This is a genomic window from Stenotrophomonas mexicanensis (assembly GCF_032911605.1).
Classification (GTDB): Bacteria; Pseudomonadota; Gammaproteobacteria; order Xanthomonadales; family Xanthomonadaceae; genus Stenotrophomonas; species Stenotrophomonas maltophilia_A.
In genome coordinates, this window is the sequence record NZ_JAWJTG010000053.1 from 1 (window position 1) to 14,000 (window position 14,000).

Genomic DNA, 14,000 nt, shown 5'->3' on the forward strand with positions numbered 1-14,000 from the left:
TCGATGCTGGTGAGCTGCTCTTCGACGCCGTTGCGCATGGGGATGCGCGCGCCGCGGAACTCCGATTCCTTTTCCCACGTCGGCCAACGGCGGCTGTTGGCCAGCTCGGCGCCCAGGTCGTAGACCAGCAGGGTGTCGGCGGCGTGGCCACTCGGGTCCCAGCTCGGCGTCCACGCATCGCAGGCCTGGTGGTAGCAGTCGGCGAAGTACTTCTCGCGCAACGCGCGGCCGGCTTCAACGCCGCCGTCCAGCTTGTCCAGGCCCGGGCCGATGGTGATCGCCGGCACGCCCAGGCGGGCGAAGGCGAAGTGGTCGGCACGGTAGAAGAAGCCGGCTTCCAGGTTCGGGTCCGGGCTGTAGCTGCGGCCGCGGGCCTTGGCCACGCGTTCCAGGTCACCTTCCAGCGAGACCCGGCCCTTGCCCCACGACGCGATGTCACGGGTCGCACCATCCGGGCTGAACATCTCGATGTTCAGTACTGCGGCGGTCTTGTCCAGTGGCGCCAGCGGGTGTGCGGCGTAGTAGCTGGCGCCCAGCAGGCCCTTCTCTTCAGCGGTAAGTGCCACGAAGTACAACGTGCGCTGCGGCTGCGGGCCGGCGGCGAACACCCGGCCCAGTTCCAGCACCGTGGCCACGCCGGTGGCGTTGTCGATCGCACCGCGGCGGACGCGGTCGCCCTTGGCATCGGCCTGGCCGATACCGAACGCATCCCAGTGCGCGGAGAAGATCACCGCCTCGTCGCCATGCTCGCCACCGGGCAGCTTGGCCACCACGTTGCGGGTCACCACCTGCTCGCGCTTGAGCGCGAAATCAACGCTCAGCTTCGCGTTGTCCAGTGCCACCGGGCGGAAGTCGGCACGCATCGCCTTGCGCTTTTCGGCATCGAAGTCGAGGCCGGCGTCGGCGAAGATCGCCTCGGCCAGCTCGCGCTGCATCCAGCCACGCAGCGGGGTGTGCTGGGCCATCGCCTCGGCCTGGCCGCGCTCGATGTCGAACAGCGGCGAGGTGCCAGAGCTCTTCACCGTGGCCCAGCCATAGGCGGCCGGCGCGGTCTCGTGCACGATCAGTACGCCCTCGGCGCCACGGCGTGCGGCTTCCTCGAACTTGTAGGTCCAGCGGCCGTAGTAGGTCACCGCCTTGCCGTCGAACGCGCCCGGTGCATCGGCTTCGAAATCGGCGTCGTTGATCAGCACGACGGCGATCTTGCCGTGCAGGTCCACATCCTTGTAGTCGTTCCACTGGCGTTCCGGCGCGTCGATGCCGTAGCCGACGAACACCAGCGGCGCATCCTTGATCTGCACGCGCTTGCGCGGCTGCAGGCTCTGCAGGGTCACGTCCACGCCGTTGGCCAGCGCGCGCTTGCCCTGCTTCAGCGACAGGCTGGCCTTGGCCGCACCCTCCAGCTGTGCGCGCACCAGCGGCACCGGCTGCACCCAGCTGCCATCCACGCCACCCGGCTGCAGGCCGTAGCTGCGGAACTGCTCGATCAGGTACTGCACCGTGCGCTCTTCGCCCTCGGTGGCCGGCGCGCGGCCCTCGAATTCATCCGACGCCAGCACATGCACGTGGCGCGATAGTGCCTGCGGATCGATACCGCCACCCGGCAGGTCGTTGGCCGCATGGGCCAGGCCACCGACAAACAGGCAGGACGACAGCAGCAACACGCGCATCGGATTCACGGCAGTACCACGGCTAGCTTGGAAGTCACCAGAGTGTAACGTGGTCGTGACATCACGGCGCAGCCTGGGTCCACGTCATCCACGCATGACGTGGATCTACCTGCTGGTGCGGTCCAGCCAGCAGGCCAGGCCCTGCGCGTTGAGTTCGATGTCCATCGCCAGCACCGCAGTCACCGCCGCATCGTCCAGCGCACAGCCATGCAGCTGTGCACGTTCCAGGTACAGCGCCTGCAGTGCGGCCAGCAGGCAGCGGTGGCGGTCCGGTCGGCCATCGCACTGGCGGCCGATGGCGGCCATCGCATCGATCTGCTCGAACAGGTCGTCGGCCAGTTTCTCCACCTGTTCCACACGACCGTAGTGGGTCAGGTACATCGCCTGCGGCGCGTAGCCCAGCATGCGCCGGATCGAGGCCTTCATCGCCTCCGGATCGAACTGCACCGGGGATGAGGTGGGGAAGATGAAAGCGCCCTGCGCACTGTCCAGCTCGCGGTAGGAGATGCCGAACGTATCGCCGGTGAACCAGCTGCGGCTGCGCGCATCCCACACGCAGTAGTGGTGCAGCGCATGGCCCGGCGTGTGCAGCAGCACCAGCTTGCGGCCGGCCAGATCGATGCGGTGGCCGTCTTCGGCCGCCACCACGCGGTGCTCCGGAATCGCCTCGATGTGGCCATAGCTGCGCGCGATCTCTTCGGCGCCATACACCGCCGTGGCACCCGCAATCAGGCGGGTCGGATCGATCATGTGCGGCGCACCGCGCGGGTGCAGCACCGCCTTCGCATTCGGCAACTGCTGCATCAGCAGGCCTGCACCGCCTGCATGATCCAGATGCACGTGGGTGAGCAGCAGCCAGTCCACCGCCTCCACGCCCAGGCCGGCCTCCGCCAGCGCCTGCAGCATCGCCGGCACCGACAGGCCGGTGCCGCAGTCGACGAACGCAGCACGGCCGTTTTCAACGATCAGATACGCCGCGTCGAAATCCGGGCGCTGGAAACCGGTATCGATGGTGTGGATGCTGGGGTCGGCGGTCATCGGCACGCACCTGGCAGGATCGGGAACAGACCCCCATGGTAGGCGCGCAGGCGGCCCGGGTTCGATGCGGCTTTGGTCGGGTAGTGCCGGCCGCTGGCCGGCAACCTCGGGATAGCCAGGAGAATGCATGTGCCGGCCAGCGGCCGGCACTACCGATTAGCCGGAGCGCAATGCGAACCGCGGCCGCAGCAACAGGGCCAACACCAGCACCGCCAGGAACGCGCCGTAGGCGTACAGCACCGCCAGCACCTGCGGCCAGATCGGGCCGGCGCCGGGCTGCACCACGCCAATGCGGTAGCCCCACAGCATCGACACGATGCTCAGCGCGAATGCGAGCACCAGGGTGGTGCTGTCGAACAGGCGCCGCCGCGCGGTGCGCGGCTGGCGCGGGAACAGCCAGTACAGGCTGCCCAGCAGCAGGAACCAGGGCAGGAACAGCAGCAGCGACAACCAGGCCATTGCAGACTCCATGTCATCGCGCCGGAGGCGCGCGGACATCATGCCATGACCTTCGTTCGCGGGTAGGGCCGGCCGCTGGCCGGCATTTCCTATGCAAATGCCGTGGTAGTGCCGGCCGCTGGCCGGCATCCGCCCTTCAACGGCGCCGACCAAGGTCGGCATCTACCGATCAGTCGGCTCGCAGCGCCGCCAGCGCGGCCAGCACTACATCCACTTCCGCTTCCAGCTTGAACAGCTCGCTCTGCAGCTGGTCACCCTGCTCGGCCTGCTTGATCACCGCGATCAGCTGGCCCGCATCGCGCGGCGAATCGAAGCCTTCGCTCTGGATCAGCAGCGTGCCGTCACCAGCGGTCAGCTTGAAGTAGAAGCGGCCATCCTTTTCGCGGTACTGCTTGAACAGCGGCGGTGCCACGCGGGCCACGCCGGCATCCTCGCTGGCGATATCACCCGCGCTGGACAGATCACGCAGGCCGACCGCATGGCGCAGCTCGTCCAGCAGCGGTGCCGCCAGCTGCTCGCGCAGCTGCTGGCCACGGCGCTTGAGCAGCGCCTCGATCTTCTCCGGCTCGGCCATCAGCGCGTTGTAGCGCTCGCGCAGCGGCGAGAGCTCACTGTCGATGCGCTCGAACAGCTGCTGCTTGGCATCGCCCCAGCTGATGCCGGCGGCGAACGCCTTGGCGAATTCCGCGGTCTGTTCCGGGGTGGCGAACGCCTGGTACATCTGGAACAGCGCCGAGCCCTCGGTGTCCTTCGGCTCACCCGGTGCGCGCGAGTCGGTCAGGATCGAGAACACCAGCTTCTTCAGCTCCTCGCGCGGCACGAACAGCGGAATGGTATTGTGGTAGCTCTTGCTCATCTTGCGGCCGTCAAGGCCCGCCAGCGTCGCCACCTGCTCGTCGATCACCACGTCCGGCAGCGGGAAGTACTCTTTGCCGTACACATGGTTGAAGCGCTGGGCGAAATCGCGCGCCATCTCGATGTGCTGGATCTGGTCGCGGCCCACCGGCACCTGGTTGGCCTTGAAGATCAGGATGTCGGCGGCCATCAGCACCGGGTACATGAACAGGCCGGCGCTGACGCCCGCATCTTCGTCCACGCCTTCCTCGCGGTTCTTGTCCACCGCCGCCTTGTAGGCGTGCGCGCGGTTGAGGATGCCCTTGCTGGCGATGGCGGTCAGGAACCACATCAGCTCGGTGGTCTCGCGGATGTCGCTCTGGCGGTAGAACCACACATGTTCCGGGTCCAGCCCGCAGGCCAGCCAGCTGGCTGCGATCTCCAGGGTCGCGCGCTGGGTGCGCTGCGGGTCCTGGGACTTGATCAGGCTGTGCAGGTCGGCCAAGAAGAAGAAGCTCTCGATCCCCGGCGCGCGGCTGGCCGCGATGGCCGGACGGATGGCGCCAACGTAGTTGCCCAGGTGGGGCGTGCCGGAGGGGGTGATGCCGGTAAGGACTCGGGTCGTCATGACTGCGTGGGGTAACCTTCGATGAACGGGGCCAGTTTACCTTGCACGCCACCAACCCCGTCAGGGCCTGCGGCGCGTTCATTCACGCAACCCCGCTGGAGACGCCCGATGAAACGCCTGCTGCCCCTGCTGCTGATCCTGCCCCTGGCCGGCTTCCGCCCGGCCCCGATGCCGCCGCCGGTGTACGAGGGCGGCCCCGTGCGCATGGCCCTGGTCGACCGCGACCGCGGCACCGAACTGCGCAGCTACCCGGCCGAGGGCCAGCGCTGGGTGGCCGGCGAGCGCGGCCACCGCTACGCCGTGCGCCTGTACAACGACAGCCCGCGCCGGGTGCTGGTGGTGCTGTCGGTGGACGGCGTCAACGCCATCTCCGGCGAAGATGCCGATCCCTCGCAGACCGGCTACGTGCTCAACCCCGGCCAGCGCGCCGACATCACCGGCTGGCGCAAGAGCCAGGACGAAGTGGCGCAGTTCGTGTTCAGCAGCCCCAGCGGCAGCTATGCCAGCCGCACCGGCCGCCCGGACAACATCGGCGTGGTGGGCGTGGCGGTGTTCGAGGAAGCGCGCCGCTGGTACCCGCAACCGATCCTGCGCCGTGGCCTGCCGCTGCCAGCCCCGGCGGCGGAAGCGTCGGCCGATGCCAGCGCGAGCAGCAGCCGCATCGAGGGCTATTCCAGCAAGTCGCAGGCGCCAGCGCTGGGTACCGGCCACGGTGCTCGCGAGCAGTCTTCGGTGCGCGATACCGACTTCGAACGCGCCAGCCGCAGCCCCGCACAGGTACTGCAGCTGCGTTACGACAGCGCCCGCAACCTGCGCGCACGCGGCATCCTGGTGGATTCGCCGTCGCGCCTGCCGCGCGAACCACAGGCCTTCCCCAACCGCTACGTGCCGGACCCGCCGGCGCGCTGATCGTCCCGCCCAGACAACACAACGCCCGCAACCTCTCGGTGCGGGCGTTGTGCCGTGGGGGAGGCCGAAGTGCTTACTTGTAGTCCGGGTAGTCCTTGCTCACGGCGTCCTGGAACTCACGCACTTCCTTCTCCGCGCGGTCCTTGGCCCAGCCATAACGTTCCTGCAGGCGACCGGCCAGATACTCGGCATTGCCTTCCGCCACATCGAAGTCGTCGTTGGTCAGATCGCCCCACTTGGCCTGGGCCTTGCCCTTCAGCTGCGACCACTTGCCGGAAATGATGTCTTTGTTCATTGCTGGGAGTCCTTGGTTGCAACGGCGTTCTTACCGTGGCTCCAGCTTCGCGCAGCGGCTGTTGAATACCGGTCAACCGGCAATGAAATAGATGCTCACCTGCTTGAATGGTTCACTCCGCTTCGACAGCACGCAGCGAAAAGCACGCGCAAAAAAAGGCCGGGGAAATCCCCGGCCTTTTCTCTTTCCGTTCCGTGCAGGGCTCAACGGCCCTTCGCGGTGTCCTCTACCTTCTCGCCCGCCTTCTGCACGTCCTTGCCGGCACCGGCAATGGTGTTGCAGCCGGCCAGCAGGGCCACCGAGAACATCGACAACAGCATCAGGGCAACTACGCGCTTCATGGGCTTCTCCTTGGGTTTGCCGCTACACCGCTTCATTCGCGGATGGGATTGTTTCGCTCGGCGGGAGAAGGCCAACGCCCACCACCGCCGCGTGAAGTGCAATCTGGCGGCAGTGGCGTGGAGCGGGCGTGAACGGATCACAGATCCGTTCAGGCGGCGCCGTCAGTCACGCATCAGGGTGGACTTGCCGAACAGGCTTTCGACCAGGTCCACGGCCAGTTCGGCGGTGGCATTCTGCTTGTCCAGCAAGGGGTTGAGCTCGACGATGTCCAGCGAACCCATGCGCCCGGTGTCGGCGATCATCTCCATCACCAGCTGCGCCTCGCGGTAGTTCACCCCGCCCGGCACAGTGGTGCCCACGCCCGGCGCGATGCTCGGGTCCAGGAAGTCCACATCGAAGCTGACATGCAGGTGGGTGTTCTCGTCGATGCCGGCCAGTGCGGCTTCCACCGCGCGCTTCATGCCGTTCTCGTCGATGTAGCGCATGTCATAGACATCCACCTTGTGGGTCTTGATCAGGCGCTTCTCGTCCGGGTCCACCGAACGGATGCCGATCTGGTGCATCTGCGCCGGGGTGATCGCCGGCACGGTGCCACCAAGGCGGGTCAACGCATCCGGGCCGAGGCCGCACAGGCAGGCCACCGGCATGCCGTGGATGTTGCCCGACGGGGTCACGTCGCTGGTGTTGAAATCCGAATGGGCATCCAGCCACAGCACGCGCAGGGTCTTGCCCTGTTCGCGGCACCAGCGCGCCACCGCAGTGATCGAACCAATGCCCAGGCAGTGGTCGCCGCCGAGCATGATCGGCATGCGGCCAGCCTGCAGTTCGGCATAGCTGGCTTCCATCAGCGCATGGTTCCACGCCACCACTTCATCCAGGTGGCGGTAGCCTTCCACCGGCGCGGTCCACGGGTTGCGCGGGCCATCCAGGTTGCCCAGGTCACGCACGTCCACGCCGCGCGCCTCCAGCGCCTCCGGCAGGCCCGCCACGCGCAGCGCTTCCGGGCCAAGCCGGGCACCACGATGGCCCGCACCCACGTCGGTGGGAACGCCAATCAGGGATACGGAAATGGGATGGGCCATGGGTGCCTCCTGCGGGGGAAAAAGAAGCACAGTCTAGCCAGAGCTGTGTGACACCACTCGCGGCGGTGCAGCAGGGCATTGGCATGGCATGATGCCGCGCGGACCCGACCGTCCTTCATGGAAGATTGCGATGTCGCCCTTCATCAATACCGCGTGGCCACGCTTTTTCACCGTGGCGCTGCCCATCGCCGTTTTCGCAGTTTTTTTGAGCAACTCGATCGATGCATCGCCGAATGGCTGGCTGATGCAGGCGACGCTGCTGGTGGTGCCGTTCTCGATCCTGGTATTCCTCGGGTTGGGTTGGCAGCGTCTGCGCAAGGCACACGCTGAAGATCCAATCCTGAAGAGCGAACTGCAGCGGATGCTGACGGCGTTGATCGGCAATGTGAAGGTGGCCGCGCTGTGGTTCGGCCTGACCGTCGTCGGCATGTTCGCTCTGATGCTGATATGGGTGTTGCTGCGAACATCAGGCGGCTGACGGAGGTCCCAGCCTGCGACGAACTCAACCGCCGCGGCGGCGAACCGGCGTCACGCTCTGCACCTGGCCGTTGTTGCGCATCATGCACAGGAAGCGGCCATCGGGATAATCGATGATGAGTTCCTGGTAATCGCTGCCCACCGGCATCTGGGTCACCAGCGTGCCCTGCGCGCCCTTGCGCATGTTGCAGGAACCCAGCGCGGTATCGCCCGCCGGCGCGCTGTTGGCCGCCTTGGACACATTGCGGAACACCGCGCGGCACCCGCCATTGACCCACACCGAATGCCGCGACAGGCCCCAGTTCTGGCCTTGTTCGCAACGGGTGTGGCTGAGCTGGCGCTCGATTTCCACGTTGCCACGGGTATCCATGTCGCACGACACCTGGCGCTGGTCGGTGGACTCGCAGGTGACTTCGCGCGGTAGTGCCGTGTCGTTGTCGTCATCGTGGCGACGGTGGTCGCGATGTTCAGACGATGCGGGCGTTCCGCTGACAATGACCTGGCAGATGCCATTGGCGCCGTCTCGGCCGGTGTAGCTGATCTGCGGCGTGCCTTCATCGTTGCGGCTGATCGACAGGGTGATGCCGCTGTTGGCATCGCGTGCTTCGAAGTAGCGGTCGTTGAAGCGCTTTAGCGTGGCCTCGCGGCCCTGCACGTAGACCGGTCCGCCATCGTCGGCGTGCACATCGATGCCGCCCGGGCAGCTGGCGTTGAAGAACGGTACCGCCGCCATGGCCGGCGCCATGAAGGCGGTGGACAACAGTGCGACGGTGGGCGGCAGGGCATGGCGACGCATGTGCTTATCCCGAAAGGGCCCAGGGGGGGCTTGTGGCGGCAGTATGCGGTAGGGCGCTGCGGGCTGTCCGTGAGGATTATCAAGATCCGCGTGGCGCGCGCGGGGATTCATGTCTGATAGGGTGTTCTTGGAGCTTTGCCGGGACGGTTAAGCCAGCTTTACTTCCTGGGCCATGAAGGGTTGTGCGACAGCAAGACGCACCAGGATTCGTCGTTGGCTGCAGCTCGGCGCGATATGTCGCTTCTGGCATTGCAATGCCCGAAACGGGCCAAACGCGATAGTTCATTTTTCCTTTCAGATCACCCGATGCCATCGAAACAAACGACTGGCAGGCGGTGATTTCACGTGCGCATGATGAATCGCCACCTGCAAAGGTGGTCGGGTCTTCCAAGCCCGCGTAATCGATGCTGTATACGCTTGCCAGCCGGCGCCGTCTTCCCAAGAGCGGCGCCGGCTGGCAATCCGTTCGCCGATCGACGGCGGGCGGTGCGTGGGGGCCCCGTGCCCGCCGGCTCATCGATTCCCGGTCTTGGAAGCCACGCATCGCCCGCCACCCTATCGTGGCGGCACCTCTGTTCCTGACGAGGATGCCCGCATGTCCAACGCCCATCACCCGTACCTGACCGCAATCCTGGGCGAGGCCGCCCTGCGCCTGCCGCCGGAACTGGCGCAGCCGTTGGAAGCGGCCTTCGCCGCTGCGAACGAGGCACCCGCGCCAATCAACCTGCCCAGCTGCCTGCAACGCATCCGCGCCGGTGATGCCGCCGACGGACAGCCGTGGACGGGGCCCGCCAGCACACCCGGCCAGGCCGTGGCCGCCGCACGCCGGCACCGCGCTGCGGTTGGCCTGGTGTCGCTGCTGGAGCTGTATCACGCCGCTGAGCGCGTGCGCGTAGACGGGGAAGAGAAAGACGATATCGGCGATGGTGCGCGCGAGGGGCTGATATTGGCCTGCCGTGGTTTGGCGGAGTATGTGGCGTTGCAGGTGGGTGGGAGGTAGCTGGCGAGAGCTTCTGCACAAACGCCCGGATTCTACTTCGCTGTGGAATGCTTCCTTGCACTCGCACACGCGCCTCATTTCCGAGAGTGATACTCGACGACACCGACGGATACTCAATTCCAAGACCGAAGTCACATCTACCTCTGTCGATCTCATTTCAACTGCTCCGCGTGGTTTCGAAACCACGGTGGACCACGCATCCTTCTAGACCAAGGAGAGATCTAGCATGAGAATGAATTCCAAGAGCATACTGGCCGCCTCCACTATCGCATTGGGAAGCGCACTTCTGTTCACAGGTTGCACCCTGAAGAGTGTTCGAGCTTATGGCGAGTGCAGTGGAAAACAAGCAGGTGGCGGAGAGTGCAAGGCGGGTATGGAAGTTATCTGGGAAGGGGACGGTGGTGGGAAGAGGAGCATCTACAACTCCCTGCTCTCGTCTCTCAGCGTACTCCCAGATGCCGCGACGTTTGAGCTGGATACATCCGGATCAACCATACCGTATCCTGCCACGGGCAATGCGATACTCCGGGTAAAGAACGTCGCTACCGGCGCAATCAGCGCGTCCCAAACGTTTTCATGGGTCAGGACAGGCACCGTGATCCGAGTTGCGGATCCTAACGCGGTGAATGCCTGGATATACGCAAATGTGGGCAATGGCGATGCCTTGAGCTACGACCTGCTCCCCTTCCATTCGGCATACGGAAATGGCCCGCAGGTTATCGCTGGGCAAGCCAAACAGGAAGGCATTACCAAGGCGAGCTACTACCTGGAGTTCGAAGGACGGGATTGCGTCAACCACCCGTCGCCGCACTTGTGCATGGAGATGTAGTAAACAACAGGAGGTGCGGGTGCACCTTGAGCACCCGCACCTTTGGGAGAAGCGATGAAAGGAGTCGTACTCGCCGCATTCGCCGCCTCCATCCTGGCAGGCTGCGCCACAACGATTGGATTTCCACAAGGCATCCCTCCGGATGGCTATACCGAGCTGGTGTCCACGCCTCTCGGGCCATTCCGCTACTTCCGGTCTCTCTCCATTGTTCCAGGGCACAAGGACCTGCCCGCTCTGGAATCGTTTCACTGCACCAACACCCAGCACGGAATCCTGCTCTTGATGGCTGCAGGATCACAGATTGACGTTGCCGATACCTGTACGCGCATTGATGCAGCAGCGAAATTCTCCGAATCATGGATAGAAGCAAAGGCGAACAGATACCGGATTCTTCTCGTGCCAACGGATACCGCCGCGACGATACAGTCGCGTGCTTTGGGATCGTTCTCGGGTGGGAAGACATTGGCACTTGCGGCTTCGATACATGACGACCGCGGACGGACAGTTGCAAACCTTGTCGATCTGGTCGCACACGAGACATTCCATGCGCTGGGTCATGCCACAAGGCACCCTCAGGCGCTTGATGAACGCGTCGCCTACTACGCCGGGCTCTGCGCACAGCTTCAGGTAAATGGCGTTGTTCGAGAGGATTCGCTGCCTGGAGCCGCCATCGGCACGGACGACGCTGCAGTGCAGCTGTCTTCGCAAGCAGCCTATCGTGTCCGTCTCGAGACCTATCCCCTTCTCGTCGATGGCCGCATTCGAATGAATGAACAGTCTGGCGAACGTATGCTCCAGCGTTGCAACCAACTCAGAAGGGGTCTTACGAGGTCGCGTTGAACACGCCTGCAGACCCGCATTCTTTCCGGAACGGCAACGCACAAAAAAACCCGCTATTTCAGCGGGTTGATTGTTCCCCGTAGACATGTGCGGATGCCAAGGGATCGAAGATGGTGCCGCTTATCCGAATCGAACGGATGACCTACTGTTTACAAGACAGTTGCTCTACCAACTGAGCTAAAGCGGCAAGGTTGGATCACCGGCGGCAGCGCCGCGGTGGGGGGATTCTAGCGCAACCGCGTGCATTCCAGCGACCGGCTCTGTGCCGCGCCGCTGCGCTGCTGGGCCTGGGCCGGCTGCGTGCCCGCCGCCAGCTGCCCTTCCAGCCACCACTGGCCGGCGTCGCCGCTGGCGACCAGGCGCGGCTGGAAGCCGGCGGCCTGCACCGCCGCCATGCGGCGCTCGGCGCCTTCGCGATTGCGGTACTGGCCCAGCGCCACGGCGTTGATGTCCTCGCCCTGGCTGATGATGTAGTAGTCGCTCAGGCCGGCGGCGACGATACGCTTCACCGTAGCTTGGGCTTCTTCGCGGCTGGCGGCGGCCGGCAGCATCACCCGGAAACGGGCGCTGCCACTGGCAGCGGGCTGTTCGCGCAGGCGCACCTGGCCGAGCAGCGCGCCGACCTTGCCTTGCGCGCTGCTCGCGGCGGCGCGGTCGGCGAACGGGCCCAGCGCGATGCAGCGCGGTGGCTCCGCGGCCACGGGCGGGGTTACGGGTTTTTCCGGCGCCGGGGCCGGTGCAGGCGGCGTTACCGGCTTGGCAGCGCCAGCAACCGGCGTAGCCTCAGCCACCTGCGGCTTGGCAACATCTGGCTGGGCCGGCACGGCCGGTGCAGGCGCGGGCGTCGCAGCCACAACCGTCTTCGTGGCCGGTTCGCGTTCCACCAGCGGCGCGGTCGGGGCTGCAGCAGCAGCTTCGGCGGCCGCAGCGGCATCCACGCCCCCGGGTACCCAGCGCAGCTCGGCCACGCCGGCCGGTTGCGGCGGCGGCGTGGGCGGTTGCGGTGCATCGCGCAGCAGCCACCAGCAGGCGACGCCAAGATTGAGGATGGCCAGTACGACGATCAGGGCACGGGTCAGCATGCGCGGATACTAGCCTGCGGGCTGGTGCACCGCCCAGCGGGCGAGGCCATCCAGCACCAGCGATGGGTGGTAGTCGGCGCTGGGCAGCAACGGCATCAGCGCCGGTGCGCCGCCACCGTGCACCAGCAGCGACGGTGCCACGCCCAGCAGCGCATGCGCCTGCTGCGCGCTGCGTTCGATCAGCGCCACGGCGGCGCCATCGCAGCCGGAGGCCAGCGCATCGGCGGTGTCGTTGGCGAACTCACTGTAGTCACCCCCGGTGGCCGGCAACTGCACGGCACGCGCGTGCAGCGCTTCGCGCATGGTGGTGGGCGATGCGGAAATGCGCCCGCCGTGGTGCTGGCCGTCGGCGTCGAGCAGGTCAATCGTCAAGGCGGTGCCCACGCCAACCACCAGCACCGGGCGCTGCGCCTTGGCAGCGGCCAGCAGGGCCAGGAAGCGATCGACACCGAATTTTTCCGGCTTGGCATAGGCAATGCGCACGCCCGCGCATTCGGCGCTGGTGCGCACCACATGCACATGCTCGAAGCGGCGCTGCAGCTGGTCCAGCATGGCGCTGGTCAGCGAGGGTGCGGCCACGCTGGCCACGAACGCGGTGCGGCCGCTGGGCAGGCTGTGTGGCGGCTGCCCGGCCATGCCTTCGGCGCCGTGCGCCCAGGCCTGTACGTCGCCGGCGCGGTCACCCTGCAACGGCGCGAACTTGAAGCGCGAGTTGCCCAGGTCGAACAACCAATCGCTCATGCCGCCCTCACGCTGACTTCGCCGGCGTGCAGCAGGCGTTCCTGGCCATCGATGCGCACGCGCAGCGCGCCGTCGTCAGCCAAGCCAAGTGCGGTCCCGTGCTGCCACTGCCCGTCCAGTTCCACGCGCACTTCGCGGCCAGCCAGCATGTCGAACGCGGCGTAGCGCGGCAGGAACGGAGCGAGGCCTTCGCGATCGAATTCTTCCAGCGCCGGCAGCAGGCGCGTCAGCACGGCAGCAACGACCACGTTGCGGTCCACCGGCTTGCCGGCCAGCGTGTCCAGATCCACCCACGGCTGAGTGATCTGCTCGGCGAACGACGGTGGCATATGCGTGTTGATGCCGATGCCGATCACCGCGCGCGCCGGGCCGGCGTATTCGCCACCGCCTTCTGCGAGCAGGCCGACCAGCTTGCGCTTGCCGTCGACGATCAGGTCATTCGGCCACTTCAGCTGCGCCTGGGTGTAGCCCAGATCGTGCAGCGCTTCGGCCACGGCGATACCGGCCACCAGGCTCAGCCCGGCTAGGCGGCCGAGGCCACCGGAGTACAGGCGCAGCACCGACAGGTAGATATGCGCGGCCAGCGGCGAGGCCCAAGCACGGCCGCGACGGCCACGGCCGCCGGTCTGGCGTTCGGCCAGCAGAACGCTCACCCCGCGCTGGGGCGCGCTGCAACGCAGCAATTCGGCATTGGTCGAGTCCACCGTCCAGGCCACCTGCAGCTCGTGCAGCAGGGTCTGGACGTCGGCAGGCAAGCCGGCGCGGATCGCGTCCGGGTCCAGCAGGTCGACCGGACGGGTCAGGCCATAGCCTTCGCCAGCACGGCCCTCGATGTCCACACCGGCGGCCCTAAGTCCTTGAATACGCTTCCAAATGGCCGCCCGGGTCTGACCCAGCTCACGGGCCAGGGCGTCGCCGGACAGGCGACCGGCAGCGAGTTTGGCCAGCAATTGGCGATCGTCCACGGCAGCTTCCACG

General features: G+C 66.1%; 16 protein-coding genes and 1 tRNA gene. 5 read left to right on the plus strand and 12 right to left on the minus strand.

Going from position 1 to position 14,000, the window contains the following annotated elements:
• The 4 genes from R1L06_RS18145 to R1L06_RS18160 form a co-directional block, all read right to left on the minus strand.
• On the minus strand, positions 1-1,670 hold a 1,670-nt coding region (locus R1L06_RS18145; protein ID WP_317218407.1), incomplete at its 3' end, for a M28 family metallopeptidase.
• 105 nt (positions 1,671-1,775) lie between these two features.
• Positions 1,776-2,708: an MBL fold metallo-hydrolase gene (locus R1L06_RS18150; RefSeq protein WP_317218392.1), complete on the minus strand. Its 933-nt coding sequence runs from the start codon at positions 2,706-2,708 to the stop codon at positions 1,776-1,778.
• 156 nt (positions 2,709-2,864) lie between these two features.
• Positions 2,865-3,167 (minus strand): hypothetical protein, encoded by a 303-nt coding sequence (locus tag R1L06_RS18155; protein ID WP_065724234.1) that lies wholly within the window; start codon positions 3,165-3,167, stop codon positions 2,865-2,867.
• Positions 3,168-3,336: 169 nt separating this feature from the next.
• Entirely contained in the window at positions 3,337-4,629 is a 1,293-nt protein-coding gene (locus tag R1L06_RS18160; protein ID WP_032128180.1) for a tryptophan--tRNA ligase, read from the minus strand.
• Between the two features lie 108 nt (positions 4,630-4,737).
• On the opposite strand from R1L06_RS18160, the gene R1L06_RS18165 reads away from it, so the two are divergent.
• Positions 4,738-5,538 carry a hypothetical protein gene (locus tag R1L06_RS18165; protein WP_317218393.1) on the plus strand — a complete coding sequence of 267 codons (801 nt, stop codon included), beginning with the start codon at positions 4,738-4,740 and terminating at the stop codon, positions 5,536-5,538.
• A 73-nt stretch (positions 5,539-5,611) separates the two neighbouring features.
• On the opposite strand, the gene R1L06_RS18170 is transcribed toward R1L06_RS18165, so the two are convergent.
• The 3 genes from R1L06_RS18170 to rocF form a co-directional block, all read right to left on the minus strand.
• Positions 5,612-5,833 carry a CsbD family protein gene (locus R1L06_RS18170; RefSeq protein ID WP_004153772.1) on the minus strand — a complete coding sequence of 74 codons (222 nt, stop codon included), beginning with the start codon at positions 5,831-5,833 and terminating at the stop codon, positions 5,612-5,614.
• A 203-nt stretch (positions 5,834-6,036) separates the two neighbouring features.
• Positions 6,037-6,174, minus strand: coding sequence for an entericidin A/B family lipoprotein (locus R1L06_RS18175; RefSeq protein ID WP_008266021.1), 138 nt, complete (start codon positions 6,172-6,174; stop codon positions 6,037-6,039).
• Positions 6,175-6,336: 162 nt separating this feature from the next.
• Complete coding sequence (gene rocF / locus R1L06_RS18180) at positions 6,337-7,257, minus strand: arginase (RefSeq protein ID WP_049462319.1); 921 nt, start codon at positions 7,255-7,257, stop codon at positions 6,337-6,339.
• 130 nt (positions 7,258-7,387) lie between these two features.
• On the opposite strand from rocF, the gene R1L06_RS18185 reads away from it, so the two are divergent.
• Entirely contained in the window at positions 7,388-7,735 is a 348-nt protein-coding gene (locus tag R1L06_RS18185; RefSeq protein WP_317218394.1) for a hypothetical protein, read from the plus strand.
• A gap of 24 nt (positions 7,736-7,759) precedes the next feature.
• Here R1L06_RS18185 and R1L06_RS18190 read toward each other — a convergent pair whose 3' ends face one another.
• Positions 7,760-8,530 carry a DUF3011 domain-containing protein gene (locus tag R1L06_RS18190; RefSeq protein ID WP_317218395.1) on the minus strand — a complete coding sequence of 257 codons (771 nt, stop codon included), beginning with the start codon at positions 8,528-8,530 and terminating at the stop codon, positions 7,760-7,762.
• A 595-nt stretch (positions 8,531-9,125) separates the two neighbouring features.
• On the opposite strand from R1L06_RS18190, the gene R1L06_RS18195 reads away from it, so the two are divergent.
• From R1L06_RS18195 to R1L06_RS18205, 3 genes are all read left to right on the plus strand, one after another.
• Positions 9,126-9,530 carry a hypothetical protein gene (locus R1L06_RS18195; protein WP_317218396.1) on the plus strand — a complete coding sequence of 135 codons (405 nt, stop codon included), beginning with the start codon at positions 9,126-9,128 and terminating at the stop codon, positions 9,528-9,530.
• A gap of 226 nt (positions 9,531-9,756) precedes the next feature.
• Positions 9,757-10,359, plus strand: coding sequence for a hypothetical protein (locus R1L06_RS18200; RefSeq protein ID WP_152911148.1), 603 nt, complete (start codon positions 9,757-9,759; stop codon positions 10,357-10,359).
• A 54-nt stretch (positions 10,360-10,413) separates the two neighbouring features.
• Positions 10,414-11,199 (plus strand): hypothetical protein, encoded by a 786-nt coding sequence (locus R1L06_RS18205; RefSeq protein ID WP_152911149.1) that lies wholly within the window; start codon positions 10,414-10,416, stop codon positions 11,197-11,199.
• Positions 11,200-11,310: 111 nt separating this feature from the next.
• Here R1L06_RS18205 and R1L06_RS18210 read toward each other — a convergent pair.
• From R1L06_RS18210 to birA, 4 genes are all read right to left on the minus strand, one after another.
• Positions 11,311-11,386 (minus strand) — tRNA-Thr (locus R1L06_RS18210).
• Between the two features lie 40 nt (positions 11,387-11,426).
• Positions 11,427-12,281, minus strand: a complete 855-nt coding sequence (locus tag R1L06_RS18215; RefSeq protein ID WP_317218397.1) for an SPOR domain-containing protein — start codon at positions 12,279-12,281, stop codon at positions 11,427-11,429.
• Positions 12,282-12,290: 9 nt separating this feature from the next.
• Entirely contained in the window at positions 12,291-13,022 is a 732-nt protein-coding gene (locus tag R1L06_RS18220; RefSeq protein ID WP_317218398.1) for a type III pantothenate kinase, read from the minus strand.
• Complete coding sequence (gene birA, locus R1L06_RS18225) at positions 13,019-13,987, minus strand: bifunctional biotin--[acetyl-CoA-carboxylase] ligase/biotin operon repressor BirA (protein ID WP_125895928.1); 969 nt, start codon at positions 13,985-13,987, stop codon at positions 13,019-13,021. Before birA ends, R1L06_RS18220 begins: the two co-directional genes overlap by 4 nt.
• Positions 13,988-14,000 lie beyond the last annotated feature (13 nt).

Bases quoted from the DNA above. Each gene is read 5' to 3' on its own strand.
- R1L06_RS18170 (WP_004153772.1), bottom strand. From the start codon at position 5,833: ATGAACAAAGACATCATTTCCGGCAAGTGGTCGCAGCTGAAGGGCAAG.
- R1L06_RS18200 (WP_152911148.1), top strand. From the start codon at position 9,757: ATGAGAATGAATTCCAAGAGCATACTGGCCGCCTCCACTATCGCATTG.
- R1L06_RS18215 (WP_317218397.1), bottom strand. From the start codon at position 12,281: ATGCTGACCCGTGCCCTGATCGTCGTACTGGCCATCCTCAATCTTGGC.
- R1L06_RS18190 (WP_317218395.1), bottom strand. From the start codon at position 8,530: ATGCGTCGCCATGCCCTGCCGCCCACCGTCGCACTGTTGTCCACCGCC.
- R1L06_RS18185 (WP_317218394.1), top strand. From the start codon at position 7,388: ATGTCGCCCTTCATCAATACCGCGTGGCCACGCTTTTTCACCGTGGCG.
- rocF (WP_049462319.1), bottom strand. From the start codon at position 7,257: ATGGCCCATCCCATTTCCGTATCCCTGATTGGCGTTCCCACCGACGTG.
- R1L06_RS18165 (WP_317218393.1), top strand. From the start codon at position 4,738: ATGAAACGCCTGCTGCCCCTGCTGCTGATCCTGCCCCTGGCCGGCTTC.
- R1L06_RS18195 (WP_317218396.1), top strand. From the start codon at position 9,126: ATGTCCAACGCCCATCACCCGTACCTGACCGCAATCCTGGGCGAGGCC.
- R1L06_RS18205 (WP_152911149.1), top strand. From the start codon at position 10,414: ATGAAAGGAGTCGTACTCGCCGCATTCGCCGCCTCCATCCTGGCAGGC.
- R1L06_RS18175 (WP_008266021.1), bottom strand. From the start codon at position 6,174: ATGAAGCGCGTAGTTGCCCTGATGCTGTTGTCGATGTTCTCGGTGGCC.
- R1L06_RS18155 (WP_065724234.1), bottom strand. From the start codon at position 3,167: ATGGCCTGGTTGTCGCTGCTGCTGTTCCTGCCCTGGTTCCTGCTGCTG.
- R1L06_RS18220 (WP_317218398.1), bottom strand. From the start codon at position 13,022: ATGAGCGATTGGTTGTTCGACCTGGGCAACTCGCGCTTCAAGTTCGCG.
- R1L06_RS18160 (WP_032128180.1), bottom strand. From the start codon at position 4,629: ATGACGACCCGAGTCCTTACCGGCATCACCCCCTCCGGCACGCCCCAC.
- R1L06_RS18150 (WP_317218392.1), bottom strand. From the start codon at position 2,708: ATGACCGCCGACCCCAGCATCCACACCATCGATACCGGTTTCCAGCGC.